Raw genomic sequence first — 19,045 nt, forward strand, 5'->3', positions numbered from 1 at the left:
CGCTTCACGCCACCCACTGGCCGGCGAGCGCAAGGGGAACGCGCTTCACATTGCCCTTGATGACCTTGCTGCCGAAGGATTTGGTGATGATGGCGGCGGCATCGCCATTCGCCAGCACGACCCTGGTGCCGCCGGAAAGCAGGCTTTCGATGGCGGTAACGCGCGCATGGTGGCGGTCGCACATGGCTTGGACTTCCGCCGGGGAGGCGTTGAGATTGATGGCGCGCGACATGATGTTCTCCTGCGCGACTGGCGCGCGTGCCGGAATAGGCCCGCTTGCGGTAGCAGGTGCGCGGCCGGGTGTCGCCTTAATACGGGCCATGCAGTCTGCGGCCTTCGCCTATTCCTGATATTTCGCCTCGATGAAGAACAGGCCGTCCGGCGGCGCGTTCAGGCCGAGCGCGTTGCGGTCACGGGCTTCCAGCGCGTCGCTCAGATCGTCGGCGGTCCATTTGCCCCGGCCCACCAGCATCAGGCAGCCGACCATCGATCGCACCTGATGATGGAGGAAGGATCGGGCGGCGGCGTCGATCTCGATATCGTCGCCATATCGGGAAACGTTCAGCCGATCCAAGGTCTTGACCGGGCTGTCCGACTGGCAGTGCACCGATCGGAAGGTGGTGAAATCGTGCCGGCCGACCAGCCGTTGCGCGGCGGCGTGCATCGCCTCCGCGTCCAGCGGCACCGCCACATGCCAGGCGCGGCCCGCATCCAGCGCCAGCGGCGCGCGGCGGTTGACGATGCGGTAGGAATAGCGCCGGCCGATGCAGGAAAAGCGCGCATGCCAATCGTCCGCCACCGTTTCGGCCGCCAGGATCGCGATCGGATTGGGGCGGAGATGGGCGTTCAGCGCCTCCATCAGGCGGAAGGGCTGGAAGGGGCGGCCGATATCGACATGGGCAGCCATCGCCTCCGCATGCACGCCGGCGTCGGTGCGGCCGGCGGCGTGGACGCCCGTAACCTCGCCGGTGATGCGCTCCACCGCCTCCTCGATCGCCTGCTGCACGCTCGGCCCGTGCGACTGGCGCTGCCAGCCCATGAAGGGGCGGCCGTCAAATTCCACCGTCAGGCGAAACCGCGTCATGCCAGCACCGTGCCGGCCGGGATGGCAAAGCCGCGCAGCAGTTCCGCCGCCGCCATCGCTCCGCGCCCGGCGCGCTGCACCTGCGTGGGGCGGATCGCGCCACCGCCACAGGCGATCAGCAGCGTATCGTCCAGCACGGTGCCGGGCGTGCCCGCGCGATCGATGGTTTCGGCGGCCAGCACGCGGATGCGCTCGCCCTGATGCTCGAAGAAGGCGCCGGGCGCCGGGTTGAAGGCGCGCACCTGCCGTTCGATCGCGGCGGCATCCTGCGCGAAATCGATCCGTGCTTCGGCTTTGTCGATCTTGGCTGCGTAGGTCACCCCCTCTTCAGGCTGCGGGACGGGCGGGTAACGGCCGATATCGGCGAGCACCGCCACCATCAGCGCCGCGCCCTTTTCCGCCAGTTCCGCCGTCAGGCCGCCGCCGGTCTTGCCGTTTACCTCCGTCTCCACGGTCGCCAGCATCGGCCCGGTATCGAGCCCGCGTTCCATCTGCATGATCGTCACGCCGGTCCGCGCATCCCCGGCCAGGATCGCGCGGTGGATCGGCGCGGCACCCCGCCAGCGCGGCAGCAGCGAGGCATGCACGTTGAGGCAGCCCAGCTTCGGCGCGGCGAGGATGGCCTGCGGCAGGATCAGCCCATAGGCCGCGACCACGGCGGCATCGAGGTCCAGCGCCGCGAAGGCCGCCTGCTCCTCCTCGCCTTTCAGGCTGGCGGGGTGGCGCACCGCGATCCCCATCTTCTCCGCTCGCCTGTGCACGGGGGAGGGGGACAGGGCCTTGCCCCGGCCCGCACGGCGCGGCGGCTGGCAATAGACGGCGGCGATGTCGTGCCCGGCGGCGGCCAGCGCGTCCAGCGTCGGCACGGCAAAGTCGGGGGTTCCCATGAAGGCGATACGCATGGCTCCGCGCTTTGGGCATAGCGGGCCGCCAAGGCAAGTTTCCATGATGGAGGGCGTTGCGAAGTTCGGGGTGACGCGGCGATCCGAATTCCCTATCTGTTCCGCATGGCATCTCCCGAAATCGAGGCATTGACGCAGGCTTTGGCGCGGTTGCCGGGCCTTGGGCCGCGGTCCGCGCGCCGTGCCGTCCTCCACCTCATCAAGAAGCGCGAGGTGACGCTCGCCCCGTTGCTGCGCGCGCTGGAGCAGGTGAACGATCGGCTGGCGACCTGCGGCACATGCGGCAATGTCGACACCACCGATCCTTGCGCCATCTGCGCGGACCCGCGCCGCGATGCGCGCCTGCTCTGCGTGGTGGAGGAGGTGGCGGACCTGTGGGCGCTGGAACGCTCGCGCCTCTTCCCCGGCCGCTTCCACGTGCTCGGCGGCCGGCTTTCGGCGCTGGAGGGCGTGCGGCCGGAGGATCTCGCCATCGATCGCCTCGTCAGCCGCATCGCCGCCGGCGGGGTGGACGAGGTGGTGCTGGCGATGAACGCCACGCTGGAAGGCCAGACGACCGCGCATTATATCGCGGATCGGTTGGAAAATTATCCCATCCGCCTCACCCAGTTGGCCCATGGCCTGCCGGTGGGGGGCGAGCTGGACTATCTCGACGAAGGCACGCTTGCCCAGGCGTTGCGCGCCCGGCGCCCGGTGGGTTGAGGTGAGGGATATCCCGCCTCCGGCACCAGCCGCCCTTGAAAGCGGCGCCGATTCTCACTAGCTGGCCTCCATGGCCATTCTTCCGATCCTGGAGGCGCCCGATCCGCGCCTGCGCACCATTTCCACGCCCGTCGAAACGGTGGACGATGATCTGCGCGCGCTGATCGCGGACATGTTCGAGACGATGTATGACGCCCCCGGCATCGGCCTGGCGGCGATCCAGGTAGGCGTGCCCAAGCGCGTGCTGGTGATCGACCTGCAGGAGGAACAGGATGCGGAAGGCAAGCCGATCCGCAATCCGCGCGTCTTCATCAATCCCGAGCTGTTCGATCCTTCGGAGGAACATTCGGTCTATCAGGAAGGGTGCCTGTCGGTGCCCGATCAATATGCCGATGTCGAGCGTCCGGCCGTGATCCACGCCCGCTGGCTGGACGAGAAGGGCGAACGCCACGAGGAGCGGCTGGAAGGCCTGCTCGCCACCTGCCTCCAGCACGAGATGGACCATCTGGAGGGCATCCTGTTCATCGACCACCTCTCGCGCCTGAAGCGGGAAATGGTGATGAAGAAGCTGGAAAAGGCCCGCCGCGCCCGCCGCGCGGCCTGATCTTCCCGCCTATCCGCCAGGCCTAATGCACCGTCGGCAGCGCCCGGCGGCAATCGTCCGCGCATTCGCGGCACATTTCCGCGCAGCGCCAGCAATGCGGATGGTCATGCCGCTCGCATTCCGCCGCGCACACGTCGCACGCCGCGATGCAGCTTTCCAGCATCGCCTGCACGATCAGGATGCTGCGCCCCGTCTGTCGCACGGCGACCTTTGCAGTCGTCTCGCAGATGTCGGCGCAGTCCAGGCAGGTGCGGATGCACTGGCGCATGTCCATCGCCTCGGCCGTGCAGGCATCCGCGCAGGACGTGCAGATCACCGCGCAGAACATCGCATGGCGCACGGCGACGGCCAATGGCTCGTTGACTTCGGTCACGTCGGGATGGGCGGCGATCATCTTCGAGATGGACATGGGCATGCCACTCCTGGCCTGAAACTGGCCGAACGACCGGCATCGCCCGTCGTTCCGCAGCGGGGCCTTGCAAAATGCGGGCGGGGCGGGCAGGGTTCGCTATCTGTTCCAATGAAAGGCCGTGATGGAAGCTCTGCTGATCGCCGCGATCCCGATGATGCTCGCGCTGGGGCTCGGCGTCGGCTGGGTGCTGCGCGGATCGGCGCTGGCCGATCTTAGGCGCGAGCGTGATTCCCTTGCCCAGCGCGCCGCCGCCGCAGAATCCGCGCGCGCCGTGGCCGAGGCGCGGGGCGAGGAGCTGCCGCCGCTCCGCCAGATGCTGGATGCCGTGCGCGAGGAGCGGGACGCCGCCCAGCGCGGCCTGGCCGCCGCCGCCAAGGAGGCGGAGCGGGTCGCCAGCCTCGAACGGGCGCTGGCGGACGAACGCACCCGCGCGGCCGAGCTTGCCGCCGCCAACGCCGCTTATGTGCGCGGCGAAAGCGAACGCCAGCGCGCGCATGAGGAGCAGGTCGCCCAGCTCAAGGAGATGGAGGCCAAGCTGGAGGCGCGCTTCGGCGATCTCGCCGGCAAGGCGCTGGATGCCGCGCAGGCCAATTTCCTGAAGCGCGCCGAGGAACGCTTCGCCCAGGCCGGGCAGGAGGGCGAGGCCAAGCTCAAGCTGCTGCTCACCCCCGTGGAATCCACCCTCAAGCGCTATGACGAGAAGCTGGAGAAGATCGAGAAGGATCGCGTCGGCAGCTATGGCGAGCTGCGCGAGGCGGTCGCCCAGCTCGCCCAGGGCAATGATGTGGTCCGGCGCGAGACCGCGCGGCTCACCAATGTGCTGCGCTCCAGCCCCAAGGCGCGGGGGCGCTGGGGCGAGGAGCAGCTCCGCAACATATTGGAAGCGGCCCAGCTTTCCGAGAATGTCGATTTCACGCTGCAATCCTCCGTCACCGATGGCGAAAAGCAGCTCCGCCCCGATTGCGTCATCAACCTGCCGGGCGGGCGCTGCATCGTCGTCGACGTCAAATGCCCGCTCGTTCATTTCGAGCAGGCGTTCGACGAGGAGGATGAGGAGCGGCGCGCGGCCCTGCTGCTCCAGCATGCGGCGGCGATGAAGAGCTATGCCGCCGATCTCGGCCGCAAGGGCTATTGGCGGCAGTTCGATCTCTCGCCCGATTTCGTCATCATGTTCATCCCCGGCGAGCATTTCCTCTCGGCCGCCGCCGAACGCGCGCCGGACCTGATCGAAACCGCCTTCCGCAACGGCGTGATCGTGGCGTCGACCATCAACATGCTGGCATTGGCCAAGGTGATGGCGGGCATGTGGAGGCAGGAGCATCTGGCCGAACAGGCGAAGGACATCGCCGAAGCCGGCAAGGAGCTTTACAAGCGGCTCGCCACCATGGGCGCGCATGTCGCCAAGCTCGGGCGCAACCTCTCCCAGGCCACGGGCGCCTACAATGATTTCGTCGGCAGCCTCGAAGGCCAGGTGATGACGCAGGCGCGCCGGTTCGAGGCGCTGAAGGTCGATACGTCGGGCAAGTCGATCGATCTGCTGCCGGTCGTCGAAACCGGCGTGCGCCCGCTGCGCAAGCTTTCGGCCGGCGAGGGCGATGTGCCGGAGGCGGCGGAGTAGGGCCGGGTTGCTGGTTCGCCTTCACTGACGGGTTCTGGGCCGGGGCTGCGTTCGATATCCCGCTTATTGCCCTCGTTTCCGCTATCCCCCCGCTTCCGGCTCGCCCGTTTTCGGGGCCGGGCAGAGACACCGTTCTAGCCAGCCATCCCATGTCGACGTGGCTTCCCCGCCCCCGTCATTCCCGCGAAGGCGGGAACCCATTGTGTCGGGTGTTGGCGGGCCCATCGGGTCCGGCTGCCGATCATGGATTGGCTGCGTTGGCTGCGCGGCCTTCAGCCTAGCGCCCACCGCAGGTGAACCCCGGACCGGGTTTGGGGCGACGGGGTTTGGGGCAGGTGGCATGCCTGCATCCCGCCGCTGCCCCGAATGTCGTTCCCGCCATGTGGCTGGAAAGAGCCGGTACCTAGCCCTCCCGCGCCCTCTCGCGCACCATCAGCACGTCGCAGGGCATGGATTCCAGGAGATCGGATGCCCGGCTGCCAAGGGCGGCGTGGACGATCGGGCTGCGGCCGTGGGTGCCGAGGACCAGAAGGTCGATGGGCTGGGCGCGCAGGCGCGCGAGGATGACGGATGCGAGCGGGCCGACCTCGAGCTGCGTGTGCAGGCGGGGCCGGGCGGCGGCAAGCTCCGGCGAGGAAACGAAATCGCCCAGTTCGCGCTCCGCCTCGGCATGGGCCTCGGCGCGCACCTCATCGGGGTTGAGGCGGGATTCATAGGCGCCGCGATAGGCGTGGACCAGGTTCAGCCGGGCGTGGGGGAAGATTTCGGCCGCCACCCGCGTCGCCTCCAGCGCGCAGGCCGAGAAATCGGTGGCGATCAATATGTCGCGATAGGCGTGGGCCGCGCGGCGCTTCACCACCAGCACCGGCACATGCGCATGGCGGACGAGATAGTCCACCGCCGTGCCCAGGAAGAAATCGGTGATGTTGTTATAGCGGGCTGCGCCCACCACGATCAGGTCGCTGCCCTCGCGGTCCGCCGCCTCGGCGATCAGCGAGGGGGCCGATCCTCGCTCGATCAGCAGATGGATGGGAACCCCGGCATCGGGCAGGTCCTCCAGGATCGTCGCGCGCAGCTCGTCCATGCCCGCGGGACCGCGCGGCGCGGCGCCGGGTTCCAGCACATGGACCAGCGTGATCGATCCGCCCAATTCCCTTGCCAGTGATGCGGCGCGGTCGAACGGACGGTCGCTGCGGGCGCTGAGGTCGGTCGCGAGGAGGATGTTGGGATGATCGTGCAAGCGAATTCTCCCTGTCGTGCCGGGCCCATAGCCGGCGGCGGCATCCTAGCGCGACGGGGGGCGGGGGCCAACCTCGCGGGTGGCGGGCGTTTCGCTCAGCCGATATGCCGGCGCTGGTTCAGCACCTCATAGGCCATCACCGCGGTCGCGACGGCGGCGTTCAGGCTGTCCGCCTTGCCCAGCATCGGCATCTTCACCAGCAGATCGCACTCCGCCGCATAATCGGCGGGCAGGCCCTGCGCCTCGTTGCCGACGAGCAGGAAGGTGGGCGCAGCATAGCGCGGCGCCTGATAGTCGATATCCGTATCCAGGCTCATGCCGACGAGTTCGCCCGGCCCGCTCCGCAGCCATTGCAGGAATTCGGGCCAGCGGGCCTGGGCGATGCGCTGGGTGAAGAGCGCCCCCATCGATGCACGCACCGCCTCGACCGAGAAGGGATCGACGCAATCGTCGACCAGGATCAGCCCGCCCGCGCCCACGGCGTCGCCCGTGCGCAGGATCGTGCCGAGATTGCCGGGATCGCGCATCGATTGGGCGACGATCCAGATGCTGGCCGCCGTCCGGTCGATCCGGTCGAGCGCGGTGTCGAACTCGTCATAGACGCCGATCACCGTCTGCGGATTATCCTTGCCGGATAGCTTGTGCAGGATGTCGCGATCGGTCTCGATCGCCTCGCCGCCCTTGGCCTCCACCACTCGCACCAGCTCGCGGACCAGCCGGTGATCGGCCGAATCGGCGGCGTAGAAGATGTAGCGCGGGATATGCCCGGTCTCGCGCGCTTCGGTCAGGATGCGCAGGCCTTCCGCCAGGAACATGCGTTCCTCGCGGCGATGGCGCTTCTCGCGCAGGCCGCGGATGCGCTTCACGAGCGGATTGGAAAAGGCGGTGATCTGTCGGGGCATGGCGTGTCGTTTGTCGTCCGGGCCTGTGGCTTTTGTCCGCTTTCCCCGCAGGGGAAGGGATCAGTCCTCGCCGAACTTCGCTTCCACCAGCTCGCACAGCGCGGCCAGCGCGCGTTCGGCATCCTTGCCGGCGGCGGTGATGACGATGCTGTCGCCCATCGCGGCGCCCAGCATCATCAGCCCCATGATCGAGGTGCCGGCCACGCGCGATCCGTCCTTCTCCACCTCGATCGTCGCGGCCTGGCCGCTGGCGAGGGTGACGAACTTGGCGCTGGCGCGGGCGTGCAGCCCCCGCTTGTTGGTGATCTGGACGGCGCGTTGGAGCAGCGCTTCGCCGTTCATGCGGCCTCGCCCAAAACTTCGGACGCGACGGAGATATATTTGCGTCCCGCCTCGCGCGCGGCGGCGACGGCGGCCTTCACCTTCATCATCTTGCGGGCTCCCTCCAGGCGGATCAGCATCGGCAGGTTGATGCCGGCGATCACCTCGATCCGCCCCGGCTCCATCAGCGATATGGCCAGGTTGGACGGCGTGCCGCCGAACAGATCGGTGAGGAGGATGACGCCCGAGCCGCGGTCGACCCGCTTGACGGCACCGGCAATGTCCGCGCGGCGGACCTCCATGTCGTCGTCGGGACCGATGCAGATCGCCTCGATCGCATCCTGCGGCCCCACCACATGCTCCATCGCGACGATGAATTCGGCGGCAAGCCGACCATGCGTCACAAGCACCAATCCAATCATTCAGCCACCCGAACCATGTTTTGCCGAGCCATTATTTGGCTTCCCCTCCATCGAGTCGTGCGGCGCTGTAGCGAGGTCACGATGGGCCACATTCGGAGAAAATCCCGCGGCGCGCAACCGTGCCGCGACCCGCTCGGCGACATGGACCGAGCGATGTCTCCCCCCGGTACAGCCGAAAGCGACCGTGACATAGGATTTTCCTTCCGCCGAATAACGCGGCAGCAGCAGCAGCAGCAGGTCCTCGATCCGGGATATCGCGGGCTCGTAGGCGGGATCTTCGGCGATATGATCGCCCACCGCCGCGTCGACGCCGGTTAGCGGGCGCAATTGCGGGTCCCAGTGGGGATTGCGCAGGAAGCGCATGTCGAACACCAGGTCCGCATCGCGCGGGATGCCGCGGGAAAAGCCGAAGGACATCACCGCGAGCGTGGGCTTGGCCGGCTCGTCCTGGCCGAAGCGCTGGCGCAGCTCGCGCTGCAGCGCGTTGCTGTTGCGGTCGGTGGTGTCGATCAGATGATCGGCCGATCGGCGGAGGTCAGCCAGCAACTCGCGCTCGCGCACGATGCCGTCGGCGGCCGGCCGGTCCTGGGCCAGCGGGTGGCGGCGGCGGGTCTCGGAATAACGCCGCTGCAATTCGGCGCCGCCGCAGTCCAGGAACAATATCTCGATGTCGTGGCCATGCTCCTCGCGAAGCTGGCCGATGCGCCGTGCGATCGCGGCGGCATCGAAGCCGCGCGTCCGGCTGTCGATCCCCAGCGCCAGCGGCCGTCCCTGATCGTCCGATCCCTTGGGCAGCGGCGTGCCGAGCAGCCGTTCGAGCAGCGAGAGCGGGAGGTTGTCCACCACCTCCCAGCCCATATCCTCGAACGTGTCCAGCGCGGTGGACTTGCCCGCGCCGGACATGCCGGTGACCAGCAATATGCGCCGTGGGCGGCTGGTTGTGGTCATGATCGGGCCGGCAGGCCGAAGCGGGCGAGCGCCAGTTCCAGCTTGATCGGCGCCGATGCCTCAAGCGCCGCCAACGCGATCACCGGCACCCGCAGTCCCGCCACCGGGCGGGTCGCCGGCTGGTCGTCCGGCATGCGCTCGACCAGTTCGTCCAGCAGCGCCATCAGCGCCACCGGCGCGCTTTCGATCGCCTCCATCGGCACGATGCCGATGCCGCGCACCTCGATCCGGCCGGATATGTTGGGCGGCGCGCTGGCCACCAGCCCGTCGCCGGCGCGGCGCACGACGGTATAGTCGTCGCTCACCAGCTTCGCGCCCCGGTCGATCAGCCGCAGCGCGAGATCGGATTTGCCCGATCCCGATCGGCCGTGCAGCAGCACCGCCCGGCCGCCGATCGCAACGCAGGAGGCGTGGAGGGTTTCGGAGGAAAGGGGCGGCACGCTCATCGTTCGGCCACCGGCAGGCGGATGATGAAGCGGGCGCCGGTCGGCGCATCGTCGCGGTCTTTTACCATGATCGTCCCATTATGCGCCTCGACGATCGCCTTTGCGATGGCAAGGCCGAGGCCGCTATGTTGGCCAAAGGCCTCACCTTCGGGCCGAATGCTGTGGAAACGCTTAAAGATCGCCTCGCGCACGTCGGGCGCGACGCCGGGGCCTTCATCGTCGACGCGCAGCACCACCTCGTCCCCGTCGCGCGTGGCGGCGATTTTCACGAGGCCGCCGGGGGGCGAGAAGCTGATGGCATTGTCCACCAGATTTTCGATCAGCCGGGTCAGCCGCGATCCGTCGCCCAGCACCACGGCGGTGCCGGCATGGGGGCGGGCGAAGGCCAGCCGCACGTCCGCATCGATGCCGCGCTTCTCTCGCTGGGCGATCAGGCCCTCGATCATCTGCCCCAGATCTATCGTCTCGAAGCGCGCGCGCGAAAGCTCGGCATCGAGGCGGGAGGCGTCGGCGATGTCGGTTATCAGCCGGTCGAGCCGGTGGACGTCATCGCGCACCACGTCGAGAAGCTGGTCCTGAAGCGCGGGGTCCTTCACCTTTTCCAGCGTCTCCACGGCGGATCGCAGCGATGCTAGCGGGTTCTTCAGTTCGTGCGTCACATCGGCGGCGAAGGCTTCGGTCGCGTCGATCCGCTGGCGGAGCGCCAGGCTCATGTCCGAAAGCGCGCGGGCCAAAAGGCCGATCTCGTCGCGGCGGGAGGGGAGGCGCGGCACCTGCACCTCGCGCGCGCGGCCCAGCCGCACGCGATGCGCCGCGCGCGCCAGCCGGCGCAGCGGCCGCACGATGGTGCGCGCCAGGAACAGCGACAGCAGCACGGAAAGCGTGATGACCATCGCCAGCACGATGCCCAGCCGCAGCCGTTCGGCCCGGACGATGCGGACGATGTCGCGTGCGTTGGTGGTGGCGAGCAGGGTCATCCCCGTATCCGGCATGGCGACCGCCGCCGATATCACCGGCGTCCGGTCCGGCGCGCGGCGCAGCCGGGTTTCGGGAATGCCTTCCTTTTTCGCCGCCAGCGCTTCCGGCCAGGCGGAAAGCGTGTCGCGCGCGGGTTCGTTGAAGCGTTCGGGCCTGTCCGCGCCGACGACGATGTCGATGGCCCGGTCCAGCGCGCGCGCCGCCTTGCGCTGCCAGGCTTCCTCGTCGGGATCGCGCAGCACATAAGTGGGCGGGCCGACGAGCCAGCTGTCGAGCACCCGTGCGCCGCCGGCATCATAGACGCGCAATCGCAGGTCGCTCGCCTGCTCCAGCTGCTCGAGCAGGACGTGCTGCCGATCAGGCTGGGCGGCATCCAGCGCCTCGGCGATCAGCCGCGCCTGCACCGCCACCTCGTCCAGCCGCGCGTCGATCAGCTGCGACCGATAGCTGTCCAGATAGAAGAAGCCGCCCGCCAGCATCGCCAGCGCGAAGATGTTCACCGCCAGGATGCGGGTGGTGAGCGACCAGCGGGCCGACCACATCAGCGCGAGCTCGCGCTCCTCACTCCTCCGCAAAGCGATACCCCACGCCATAAAGGGTCTCGATCGCCTTGAAATCGGGATCGACCTGGCGGAACTTCCGGCGGAGGCGCTTGATGTGGCTGTCGATGGTGCGGTCGTCGACATAGACGTCGTCCTGATAGGCCGCATCCATCAGCTGGTCGCGCGATTTCACGAAGCCGGGCCTTTGGGCCAGCGCCTCCAGGATCAGGAATTCCGTCACGGTCAAGGTCACGTCCTTACCTGCCCACTGCACGCGATGGCGCGCCGGGTCCATGGACAGGCGCCCGCGCACGATCCGCTCGGCCGGCGTTTCCGCCGTCTCCTCCTGCTCCGGCTGGGCGCGGGCATCGGTGCGGCGCAGGATGGCGCGGATGCGGGCGATCAGCAGCCGCTGGGAGAAAGGCTTGGTGATATAATCGTCCGCCCCCATGGCGAGGCCCAGCGCCTCGTCCAGCTCGTCATCCTTGCTCGTCAGGAAGATGGCGGGGACCGCGCTTTTCTCGCGCAGGCGGCGCAGCAGCTCCATCCCGTCCAGCTTGGGCATCTTGATGTCCAGCACGGCCAGGTCGGGCGGATTGTCGATCAGCGCCTTCAGCGCCGCCTCGCCATCGGAATAGACGCGGACGGTGAACCCTTCGGACTGGAGCGCGATCGAAACCGAGGTCAGGATGTTGCGATCGTCGTCAACGAGCGCGATCGTAGCCGTCATCGACCCTTAACCCCACTATCTGCACGGCCCGTCCGATCATGTTCGAGCCGGCCGGATCCGGCTGGAGGGCCGGAAAATGCGGGCAGCGAAGGATCGTAACGGTTCCGCCTGAGCGAAACCCGCTCTAGCCCAAGCCATTGTCCCCGGCAACAAAGCTGCAACGCGGTTCAGGCATCACCCATTCGGCACTTTGACCCGGAATGTCTTGTCCTATATGCGCGCCGGGGACAGGGGGCGCATGCCTCCGAGACAGAAATTGTCCTGTGAAGGAGATATTACGTGTCCAGCCCGATTCCCGCCCACGACCTTGCCGCCCAGGGCATCAAAGTCGATGCGGCCCTTCACTGGAACCTGCCGACCGCGCCGCTGGTCGAGGAAGCGGTCCGTCGGGGCGAGGGCGTGCTCGCCAAGGACGGCCCGCTGGTGGTGAAGACCGGCAAGCACACCGGCCGTTCCGCCAACGACAAGTTCATCGTCCGCGATGCCGAAACCGAAAACACGGTGTGGTGGGGCAAGACGAACAAGGGCATGACGCCCGAGCATTTCGCCGCGCTGAAGGAGGATTTCCTCAAGCATCTCGGCACCAAGGAAACGCTGTTCGTCCAGGACCTCTATGGCGGATCGCAGCCGGAATATCGCGTGAACGTGCGCGTTATCAACGAATTGGCCTGGCATAACCTGTTCATCAAGACGCTGCTGGTGCGCCCCGGCGCGGAGGAGCTGCCGGGCTTCGTCCCCGAATATACCATCATCGATCTGCCCAGCTTCCGCGCCGATCCCGAACGGCACGGCGTGCGCTCGGAAACGGTCATCGCGGTCAACCTCACCGAAAAGCTGATCCTGATCGGCGGCACCGCTTATGCCGGCGAGATGAAGAAATCGGTGTTCGGCATCCTCAACTACAAGCTGCCGGTCGAAGGCGTCATGCCGATGCACTGTTCGGCCAATATCGGTCCCAAGGGAGACACGGCGGTATTCTTCGGCTTGTCCGGTACGGGCAAGACCACCTTGTCCGCCGATGCCAGCCGCACGCTGATCGGCGATGACGAGCATGGCTGGTCGGACACGGCGGTCTTCAACTTCGAAGGCGGCTGCTACGCCAAGATGATCCGCCTCTCGCCGGAAGCCGAGCCGGAGATCTACGCCACCACCAAGCGTTTCGGCACGGTGCTGGAAAATGTCGTAATCGACATGGACACGCGCGAGATCGACCTGGACGACGACAGCCTGGCCGAGAACAGCCGCGGCTCCTATCCGATCGATTTCATCCCGAACGCGTCGGAAAAGAATCTCGGCCCCGTGCCGAAGAACATCATCTTCCTGACGGCCGATGCCTATGGCGTGTTGCCGCCGATCGCGAAGCTGACGCCGGATCAGGCCATGTATCACTTCCTGTCGGGCTACACCGCGCGCGTCGCCGGCACGGAAATCGGCGTCACCGAGCCGACGGCAACCTTCTCCACCTGCTTCGGCGCGCCGTTCATGCCGCGCCATCCCTCGGTCTACGGCAATCTGCTGAAGGAACGCATCGCCAAGGGCGGGGTGGATTGCTGGCTGGTCAATACCGGCTGGACGGGCGGCTCCTACGGCGTCGGCCACCGCATGCCGATCAAGGCGACCCGCGCGCTGCTGAACGCCGCGCTGGACGGTTCGCTGAACGCGGCCACGTTCGAGATCGATCCGAACTTCGGCTTCCAGGTGCCGCAGGCGGTGCCGGGTGTCGATTCCGCGATCCTCAATCCGCGCGAAACCTGGGCCGATAAGGCCGCCTATGACGCCACCGCGCGCAAGCTGGTCGATCAGTTCATCGAGAACTTCTCCCAGTTCGCGGATCATGTGGACGAAGGCGTGCGGCAGGCGGCGCCCAAGGCCGCCTGAACCTGTTTCGGGGCCTCGCCCCCGGAAAGATTAGGAGAGCGGGGGCGCGTCTGGCGACGGACGCGCCCCTTTTTCTTGGCCGGGATATCCCGGAAGGGAGATCAGGTGCTGGGGCCGTTCATGATGGCGGCATAGCGGGCGCGGGCCGGCGGATAGCCACCATCCGCCGCCTGCTTCAGAAGCTTCAGGCCCTTGCGGTATGACGGCCGGGCAGCACGCCCTTCGATATGCATCAGAGCGCGGCGATAGGCGGCCTCGGGCAGACCGGGCTCGCCGGGGCCGATGGTATGGGGCATGACCCGGCCGGGCTGGCCGCCGACGCCGGGCACATAGATCCAGAGTGTGCCCGGCTTGGGCGTGGCGGCGATCTTGTAGAGATCCTCGGCCCGTTCGGGATCGCGGGCGATGCCGTCGCCGGCTTCCAGGCGGCGGGCCAGTTCCGTCATCATCCGGCGATCGCCGGTGGCTGCCCAGCAGCGAACCTGCTCGGTCGTCATCCGGCCGCGAATGGTGGCAAGGATCAGGTGCATGTCGCCGGCGGCGTCGCGGATCAGCGCGGTTACGCGTTCCACCTGCGCGGGCGCGCAGGCAGGTTTTGCGGCCGCGGGCAGGGGCGCAAGCCACAGCGCGGCGGCCAGCGCCGCGCGCCGGCGGTGCTTCATAATGGCCCCACGATCAGCGTATTGCCCTGCGCGCCGACGACGCGCACCGTCGTCCCGCTCGGCGCCTCCGGGCCGGAGGCGTTCCATACGCCGTCGCCCACGCGCACCCGTCCGTGGCCCTCGCCGATCGGTTCCACCACCGTCACGATCTCGCCGATCAGGCGGGCGGTGCGATCGTTGAGCATCGGATCGGGCGACTCGGCCGGATAGACCTTCATGTAGCGCCGGCCGGCATAGACCGCCGCCAGCGCGGCGATGGCGAAGACCAGCGCCTGCAACGGCACCGAAAGCGCGAAGAAGAAGGCGATCGCGCCGGTGATGGCCGCGGCCGCCGCCAGCCAGATCAGGAAGAAGCCGGGCAGCACGATTTCCGCGATCGCCAGCACGATCGCGGCGATCAGCCACAGCCAGTGGGGATCGAGATCGAACGGCATCGCCGTCACCCCTGCTGCTCGAACGGGCCGGGCCGGCGCGGGGCGGCCGGCCGGGATGGGGCGGGCGGCGGTCCATCCCGGCCCGATCCGTCCTTGCCCAGCGCTTCCCTGGCCAGTTCGCCGATACCGCCCAGCGTGCCGATCAGCTGGGTCGCCTCGACCGGGAACAGGATCGTCTTGGCATTGGGCGATGTCGCGAATTGCTGCACGGCATCGACATATTTCTGCGCGACGAAATAGTTGATCGCCTGCACATTGCCTTCGGCGATGGCATCGGAAACCAGGCGGGTCGCCTTGGCCTCCGCCTCGGCGGAACGCTCGCGCGCCTCGGCATCGCGGAACGCCGCCTCGCGCCGGCCCTCGGCCTGCAGGATCTGGCCCTGCTTCTCGCCTTCGGCGCGCAGGATCTCGGACGCGCGCATGCCTTCGGCTTCCAGGATCGACGCGCGTTTCTCGCGTTCGGCCTTCATCTGCCGTGCCATGGAATTCACGATGTCCTGCGGCGGCCGGATGTCCTTCACCTCGACGCGGGTGATCTTCACGCCCCAGGCGGTGGTGGCGTGATCGACCACGTTCAGCAGCCGGGCGTTGATCTCGTCGCGCTTGGACAGCGTCTCGTCCAGGTCCATCGATCCCATTACCGTGCGCAGGTTGGTGGTGGTGAGCTGGAGCAACGCGAAGTTGAGGTCGGAAACCTCATAGGCCGCCTTGGCCGCGTCCAGCACCTGGAAGAACACCACGCCGTCCACCGAGACCATGGCATTGTCGCGGGTGATGATCTCCTGCCCCGGAATGTCGACAACCTGCTCCATCATGTTGATCTTGCGGCCGACGCGGTAGAAGAAGGGGATGTAGAAATTGAAGCCCGGCTGCGCCACGGCGACGAACTTGCCGAAATATTCGATGGTATACTGATAGCCCTGGCGCACCACCGTCACGCCGGCCGCGACGAACATGATCGCGAGTATCAGCAGAACCAGTGCCAGCGTGCCCATCGGCCAAATCCCTCCATGCCCTTGTCGTTTGCGGGAGTGTGCATCGGCGGGGGCCGCCATCCAAATGGAATCGTCAGGATGGAATCGGCCGTGGCGTCTTGTGCTGCGCGCCCGATGCTGTCATTGCGCGCCATGGGCCGTTTACCCTTGGCGATTCCGCCGCTCCTGTTTCTAGCCGCCATTCCCTTGCAACCGCTCGGCGCGCGTCCGGCGGCCGAGGCGGACGTAGAAGCGCGGCTGCGCGGCCATATCGAAACGCTTGCCGCCGATGCGATGGAAGGCCGCAAGCCCGGCACGCCGGGGGGCGACCTCGCGGCCGGCTATATCGCCAGCCAGTTCGCGGGGCTTGGCCTCGTTCCCGGCGGCGGCGATGGCGGCTTCTACCAGCCTGTGAAGCTGGTGGAGCGGCGATCGGGCACGATCGCGGCCGATTGGCGGATCGCCGGCACCGTTGTTTCGATCGCGCCCACGGAAATGGCGCTGCGCGGCGGGGACGGCGCCGTCCGCACCGCCGCGCTGCCGATCGTCTTCGGCGGCTATGGCGTGGAGGATGCCAGGGCCGGCCTCCATCCTTTCGAAGGCGTGGACGTAAAAGGTGCCGCCGTCCTCATCCTCTCCGGCCAGCCGGAAGGCGTGGCCCATGCGCCCGGCTATGCGGCCCGGCGCGAGGCGCTGCTGAAGGCCGGGGCCGCCGCCGTGCTCCGCATCGAGACGGACGAGCAGGGCTGGCCGCAGCTTCGCGACACGCTGAACGAACCACGCAACGAGCTTGCGGATGATGCGCCGGCGCCGATCACGGGCGCGCTTTCGCCGGCAGCGTGGCAGCGTATCGCCGAGGCGGCCGGGCTTTCGGCCCTGACGCCGGCCGATATGGTGAAGCGCGATTTCCGCGCCCGCCGGATCGACGGCACCGCCGCCTTCTCGATCGACAATGTCAGCCGGCCCTATACCAGCTGGAACATCGTCGGCCGGCTGCCCGGCAACGATCCCGCGGCCGGCGCGCTCCTCTATCTCGCCCATTGGGACCATCTCGGCCTCTGCCGGCCCGAAGGCGTGCCCGATCGGATCTGCAACGGCACGGTGGACAATGCCAGCGGCGTCGCGATGATGCTGGAGGTGGCGCGCGGCCTGATCCAGTCCGGCAAGCGGCCGGTTCGCGATATCTGGTTCGTCGCGACGACGGCGGAGGAAATGGGCCTGCTCGGCGCCCATGCGCTGGCCAAGGCGCCGCCCGTAGATGCCGCGAAGATCGCCGCCGTCCTCAATTTCGATACGGTCGCCATCGCCCCGCGCGGGGCGCCGGTGGCGATGCTCGGCCGTGGCCAGCCCGCGCTCGACGCCGCCGTCGACGCGGTTTCGCGCCGCATGGGCCGGCGGATCAACCCGTCCGATGCCGCCAACGCGCTTGCACAGCGTCAGGACGGCTGGGCCTTCGCCCAGCAGGGCATTCCCGCCGCGATGGTGGGCGGATCGCTCAACATGGACTTGCTCCAGGCCTATCTGGGCCAGGAATATCACAAGCCGGGCGACGATCTTTCCCAGCCTCTGCCGCTCGATGGCGTCGCGCAGGATGTGGAATTGCACGTCGCCCTCGGCCTGATGCTCGCCGATCCCAAACGCTATCGACCGCCGCCCCGGTAGAAATTTCGCTCCGCCATCCCCATAAACCTGCCTCGACCACCTGGATCTTGCCCCATGGAAATCAGCCTCGGCCTCACCTTCGACGACGTTCTCCTCATCCCCGGCGCTTCGGAAGTGCTGCCCAGCCAGGCCGATACGCGCACGATGGTGACGCGGGAGATCGGGCTCAACATCCCGATCCTCTCCTCCGCCATGGATACCGTGACGGAAGCGGACATGGCGATCGTCATGGCCCAGCTCGGCGGGCTCGGTGTGCTCCACCGCAACCTGACGGTCGAGGAACAGGCCGCCGCCGTCCGCCAGGTGAAGCGCTTCGAAAGCGGCATGGTGGTGAACCCCATCACCATCACCCCCGATGCCACGCTCGGCGACGCGCAGGCGCTGATGGCGCGGCACAAGATTTCGGGCATCCCGGTCGTCGAGGCGTCGGGCAAGCTCGTCGGCATCCTCACCAACCGTGACGTCCGCTTCGCTGAAAAGCCGGGCCAGCCGGTGGCCGAGCTGATGACCAGCCAGAACCTCGCCACCGTCCGCCCCGGCGTCAACCAGGAGGAGGCGCGCCGCCTGCTCCACCAGCGCCGCATCGAAAAGCTGCTGGTGGTGGACGACAATTATCGCTGCATCGGCCTGATCACCGTGAAGGACATCGAGAAGGCCGTCACCTACCCGGATGCCACCAAGGACGCGAACGGCCGCCTGCGCGTCGCCGCAGCCACCACGGTGGGCGATAAGGGCTTCGAGCGGACCGAGGCGCTGGTCGATGCCGAATGCGACCTGATCGTCATCGATACCGCCCACGGCCACAATGCCGATGTCGCCCGCGCGGTGGAGCGGGTGAAGCGCCTGTCCAACTCCGTCCAGGTCGTTGCCGGCAACGTCGCGACGGCGGAGGCGACCCGCGCCCTGATCGATGCGGGCGCGGACGGCATCAAGGTCGGCATCGGGCCGGGCTCGATCTGCACCACCCGCGTCGTCGCCGGCGTCGGCGTGCCACAGCTCACCGCCGTCATGGAATCGGCGGAAGAGGCGATGAAGGCCGGCGTGCCGGTGATCGCCGATGGCGGCCTGCGCACCTCGGGCGATCTCGCCAAGGCGCTGGCGGCCGGCGCGTCGACCGTGATGGTCGGGTCGCTGCTGGCAGGCACCGAGGAAGCGCCCGGCGAAACCTTCATCTACCAGGGCCGCGCCTATAAGAGCTATCGCGGCATGGGTTCGGTGGGCGCGATGGCGCGCGGATCGGCCGACCGCTATTTCCAGCAGGACATCAAGGACCAGATGAAGCTGGTGCCGGAAGGGATCGAAGGGCAGGTGCCCTTCAAGGGGCCGGCCAAGGATATCATCCACCAGCTCGTCGGCGGCGTGAAGGCGGCGATGGGCTATACCGGCGCGCCCTCCATCCCAGAATTGCAGAAGCGCGCGCGCTTCGTGCGCATCACCAATGCCGGCCTGCGCGAAAGCCACGTCCATGACGTGACGATCACGCGCGAGGCGCCCAATTATCCGACGCGCTGAGCGGCGGGCATGAAAGGCAAAGCCCGGCCGGTGCGGAACCGGCCGGGCTTCCTCGTTTCAGTCGCGGTGCGG

21 protein-coding genes are annotated in these 19,045 nt (G+C 67.8%); 6 read left to right on the forward strand and 15 right to left on the reverse strand.

Translation table 11 applies throughout. From position 1 onward, the window contains the following. Positions 1-4: 4 nt before the first annotated feature. From CV103_RS04010 to fmt, 3 genes are all read right to left on the reverse strand, one after another. On the reverse strand, positions 5-232 hold the full coding sequence (locus CV103_RS04010; RefSeq protein ID WP_015457344.1) for a hypothetical protein: 228 nt from the start codon (positions 230-232) through the stop codon (positions 5-7). Between the two features lie 108 nt (positions 233-340). Further along, positions 341-1,084 (reverse strand): tRNA pseudouridine(38-40) synthase TruA, encoded by a 744-nt coding sequence (truA, locus tag CV103_RS04015; protein WP_107394031.1) that lies wholly within the window; start codon positions 1,082-1,084, stop codon positions 341-343. Next, positions 1,081-1,986, reverse strand: coding sequence for a methionyl-tRNA formyltransferase (gene fmt / locus CV103_RS04020; protein WP_107394032.1), 906 nt, complete (start codon positions 1,984-1,986; stop codon positions 1,081-1,083). Before fmt ends, truA begins: the two co-directional genes overlap by 4 nt. 105 nt (positions 1,987-2,091) lie before the next feature. Here fmt and recR point away from each other — a divergent pair, with 105 nt between their 5' ends. Beyond that, complete coding sequence (gene recR, locus CV103_RS04025; RefSeq protein ID WP_015457341.1) at positions 2,092-2,688, forward strand: recombination mediator RecR; 597 nt, start codon at positions 2,092-2,094, stop codon at positions 2,686-2,688. A gap of 70 nt (positions 2,689-2,758) precedes the next feature. Further along, on the forward strand, positions 2,759-3,292 hold the full coding sequence (def, locus tag CV103_RS04030; protein WP_015457340.1) for a peptide deformylase: 534 nt from the start codon (positions 2,759-2,761) through the stop codon (positions 3,290-3,292). A gap of 22 nt (positions 3,293-3,314) precedes the next feature. Here the strand turns inward: def and CV103_RS04035 are convergent, their stop codons facing one another. Further along, entirely contained in the window at positions 3,315-3,707 is a 393-nt protein-coding gene (locus CV103_RS04035) for a four-helix bundle copper-binding protein (protein WP_245896638.1), read from the reverse strand. Positions 3,708-3,825: 118 nt separating this feature from the next. On the opposite strand from CV103_RS04035, the gene CV103_RS04040 reads away from it, so the two are divergent. Continuing rightward, positions 3,826-5,322: a DNA recombination protein RmuC gene (locus CV103_RS04040; protein WP_015457338.1), complete on the forward strand. Its 1,497-nt coding sequence runs from the start codon at positions 3,826-3,828 to the stop codon at positions 5,320-5,322. 403 nt (positions 5,323-5,725) lie between these two features. On the opposite strand, the gene CV103_RS04045 is transcribed toward CV103_RS04040, so the two are convergent. From CV103_RS04045 to CV103_RS04080, 8 genes are all read right to left on the reverse strand, one after another. Continuing rightward, on the reverse strand, positions 5,726-6,562 hold the full coding sequence (locus CV103_RS04045) for a universal stress protein (protein ID WP_107394033.1): 837 nt from the start codon (positions 6,560-6,562) through the stop codon (positions 5,726-5,728). 95 nt (positions 6,563-6,657) lie between these two features. Next, complete coding sequence (locus tag CV103_RS04050; RefSeq protein WP_015457336.1) at positions 6,658-7,464, reverse strand: TrmH family RNA methyltransferase; 807 nt, start codon at positions 7,462-7,464, stop codon at positions 6,658-6,660. A 60-nt stretch (positions 7,465-7,524) separates the two neighbouring features. Beyond that, positions 7,525-7,806 carry an HPr family phosphocarrier protein gene (locus tag CV103_RS04055; protein ID WP_015457335.1) on the reverse strand — a complete coding sequence of 94 codons (282 nt, stop codon included), beginning with the start codon at positions 7,804-7,806 and terminating at the stop codon, positions 7,525-7,527. Then, positions 7,803-8,207, reverse strand: coding sequence for a PTS sugar transporter subunit IIA (locus CV103_RS04060; RefSeq protein ID WP_015457334.1), 405 nt, complete (start codon positions 8,205-8,207; stop codon positions 7,803-7,805). Before CV103_RS04060 ends, CV103_RS04055 begins: the two co-directional genes overlap by 4 nt. Continuing rightward, positions 8,208-9,155 carry an RNase adapter RapZ gene (rapZ, locus tag CV103_RS04065; protein WP_107394034.1) on the reverse strand — a complete coding sequence of 316 codons (948 nt, stop codon included), beginning with the start codon at positions 9,153-9,155 and terminating at the stop codon, positions 8,208-8,210. Further along, a complete protein-coding gene (locus CV103_RS04070) occupies positions 9,152-9,601 on the reverse strand; it encodes an HPr kinase/phosphorylase (RefSeq protein ID WP_015457332.1) in 450 nt (149 codons plus the stop codon). Before CV103_RS04070 ends, rapZ begins: the two co-directional genes overlap by 4 nt. Beyond that, the gene (locus CV103_RS04075) at positions 9,598-11,172 is read right to left on the reverse strand and encodes a sensor histidine kinase (protein ID WP_107394035.1); all 1,575 of its coding nucleotides are present in this window, start codon (positions 11,170-11,172) and stop codon (positions 9,598-9,600) included. The genes CV103_RS04070 and CV103_RS04075 overlap by 4 nt, the downstream gene beginning before the upstream one ends. Beyond that, on the reverse strand, positions 11,141-11,851 hold the full coding sequence (locus tag CV103_RS04080; protein WP_015457330.1) for a response regulator transcription factor: 711 nt from the start codon (positions 11,849-11,851) through the stop codon (positions 11,141-11,143). The genes CV103_RS04075 and CV103_RS04080 overlap by 32 nt, the downstream gene beginning before the upstream one ends. A gap of 279 nt (positions 11,852-12,130) precedes the next feature. Between CV103_RS04080 and CV103_RS04085 the strand changes: the two genes are divergently transcribed. Then, positions 12,131-13,729 (forward strand): phosphoenolpyruvate carboxykinase, encoded by a 1,599-nt coding sequence (locus tag CV103_RS04085; RefSeq protein WP_015457329.1) that lies wholly within the window; start codon positions 12,131-12,133, stop codon positions 13,727-13,729. Between the two features lie 101 nt (positions 13,730-13,830). Here CV103_RS04085 and CV103_RS04090 read toward each other — a convergent pair whose 3' ends face one another. Genes CV103_RS04090 through CV103_RS04100 form a run of 3 tightly spaced genes read right to left on the reverse strand, consistent with a single transcriptional unit; the run spans position 13,831 to position 15,820 of the window. After that, a complete protein-coding gene (locus CV103_RS04090) occupies positions 13,831-14,391 on the reverse strand; it encodes an SEL1-like repeat protein (RefSeq protein WP_107394036.1) in 561 nt (186 codons plus the stop codon). Further along, on the reverse strand, positions 14,388-14,825 hold the full coding sequence (locus CV103_RS04095) for an NfeD family protein (protein WP_015457327.1): 438 nt from the start codon (positions 14,823-14,825) through the stop codon (positions 14,388-14,390). The genes CV103_RS04090 and CV103_RS04095 overlap by 4 nt, the downstream gene beginning before the upstream one ends. Positions 14,826-14,830: 5 nt before the next feature. Further along, positions 14,831-15,820 carry an SPFH domain-containing protein gene (locus tag CV103_RS04100; RefSeq protein ID WP_107394037.1) on the reverse strand — a complete coding sequence of 330 codons (990 nt, stop codon included), beginning with the start codon at positions 15,818-15,820 and terminating at the stop codon, positions 14,831-14,833. A 186-nt stretch (positions 15,821-16,006) separates the two neighbouring features. Between CV103_RS04100 and CV103_RS04105 the strand changes: the two genes are divergently transcribed. Both CV103_RS04105 and guaB read left to right on the forward strand, forming a co-directional pair. Beyond that, on the forward strand, positions 16,007-17,461 hold the full coding sequence (locus CV103_RS04105; protein ID WP_245896639.1) for a M20/M25/M40 family metallo-hydrolase: 1,455 nt from the start codon (positions 16,007-16,009) through the stop codon (positions 17,459-17,461). Positions 17,462-17,515: 54 nt separating this feature from the next. Beyond that, positions 17,516-18,973, forward strand: a complete 1,458-nt coding sequence (gene guaB / locus CV103_RS04110) for an IMP dehydrogenase (RefSeq protein ID WP_015457324.1) — start codon at positions 17,516-17,518, stop codon at positions 18,971-18,973. Positions 18,974-19,045: the final 72 nt, after the last annotated feature.

Source organism: Edaphosphingomonas fennica, from assembly GCF_003034225.1.
In the GTDB taxonomy this organism is placed as follows: domain Bacteria; phylum Pseudomonadota; class Alphaproteobacteria; order Sphingomonadales; family Sphingomonadaceae; genus Sphingomonas_E; species Sphingomonas_E fennica.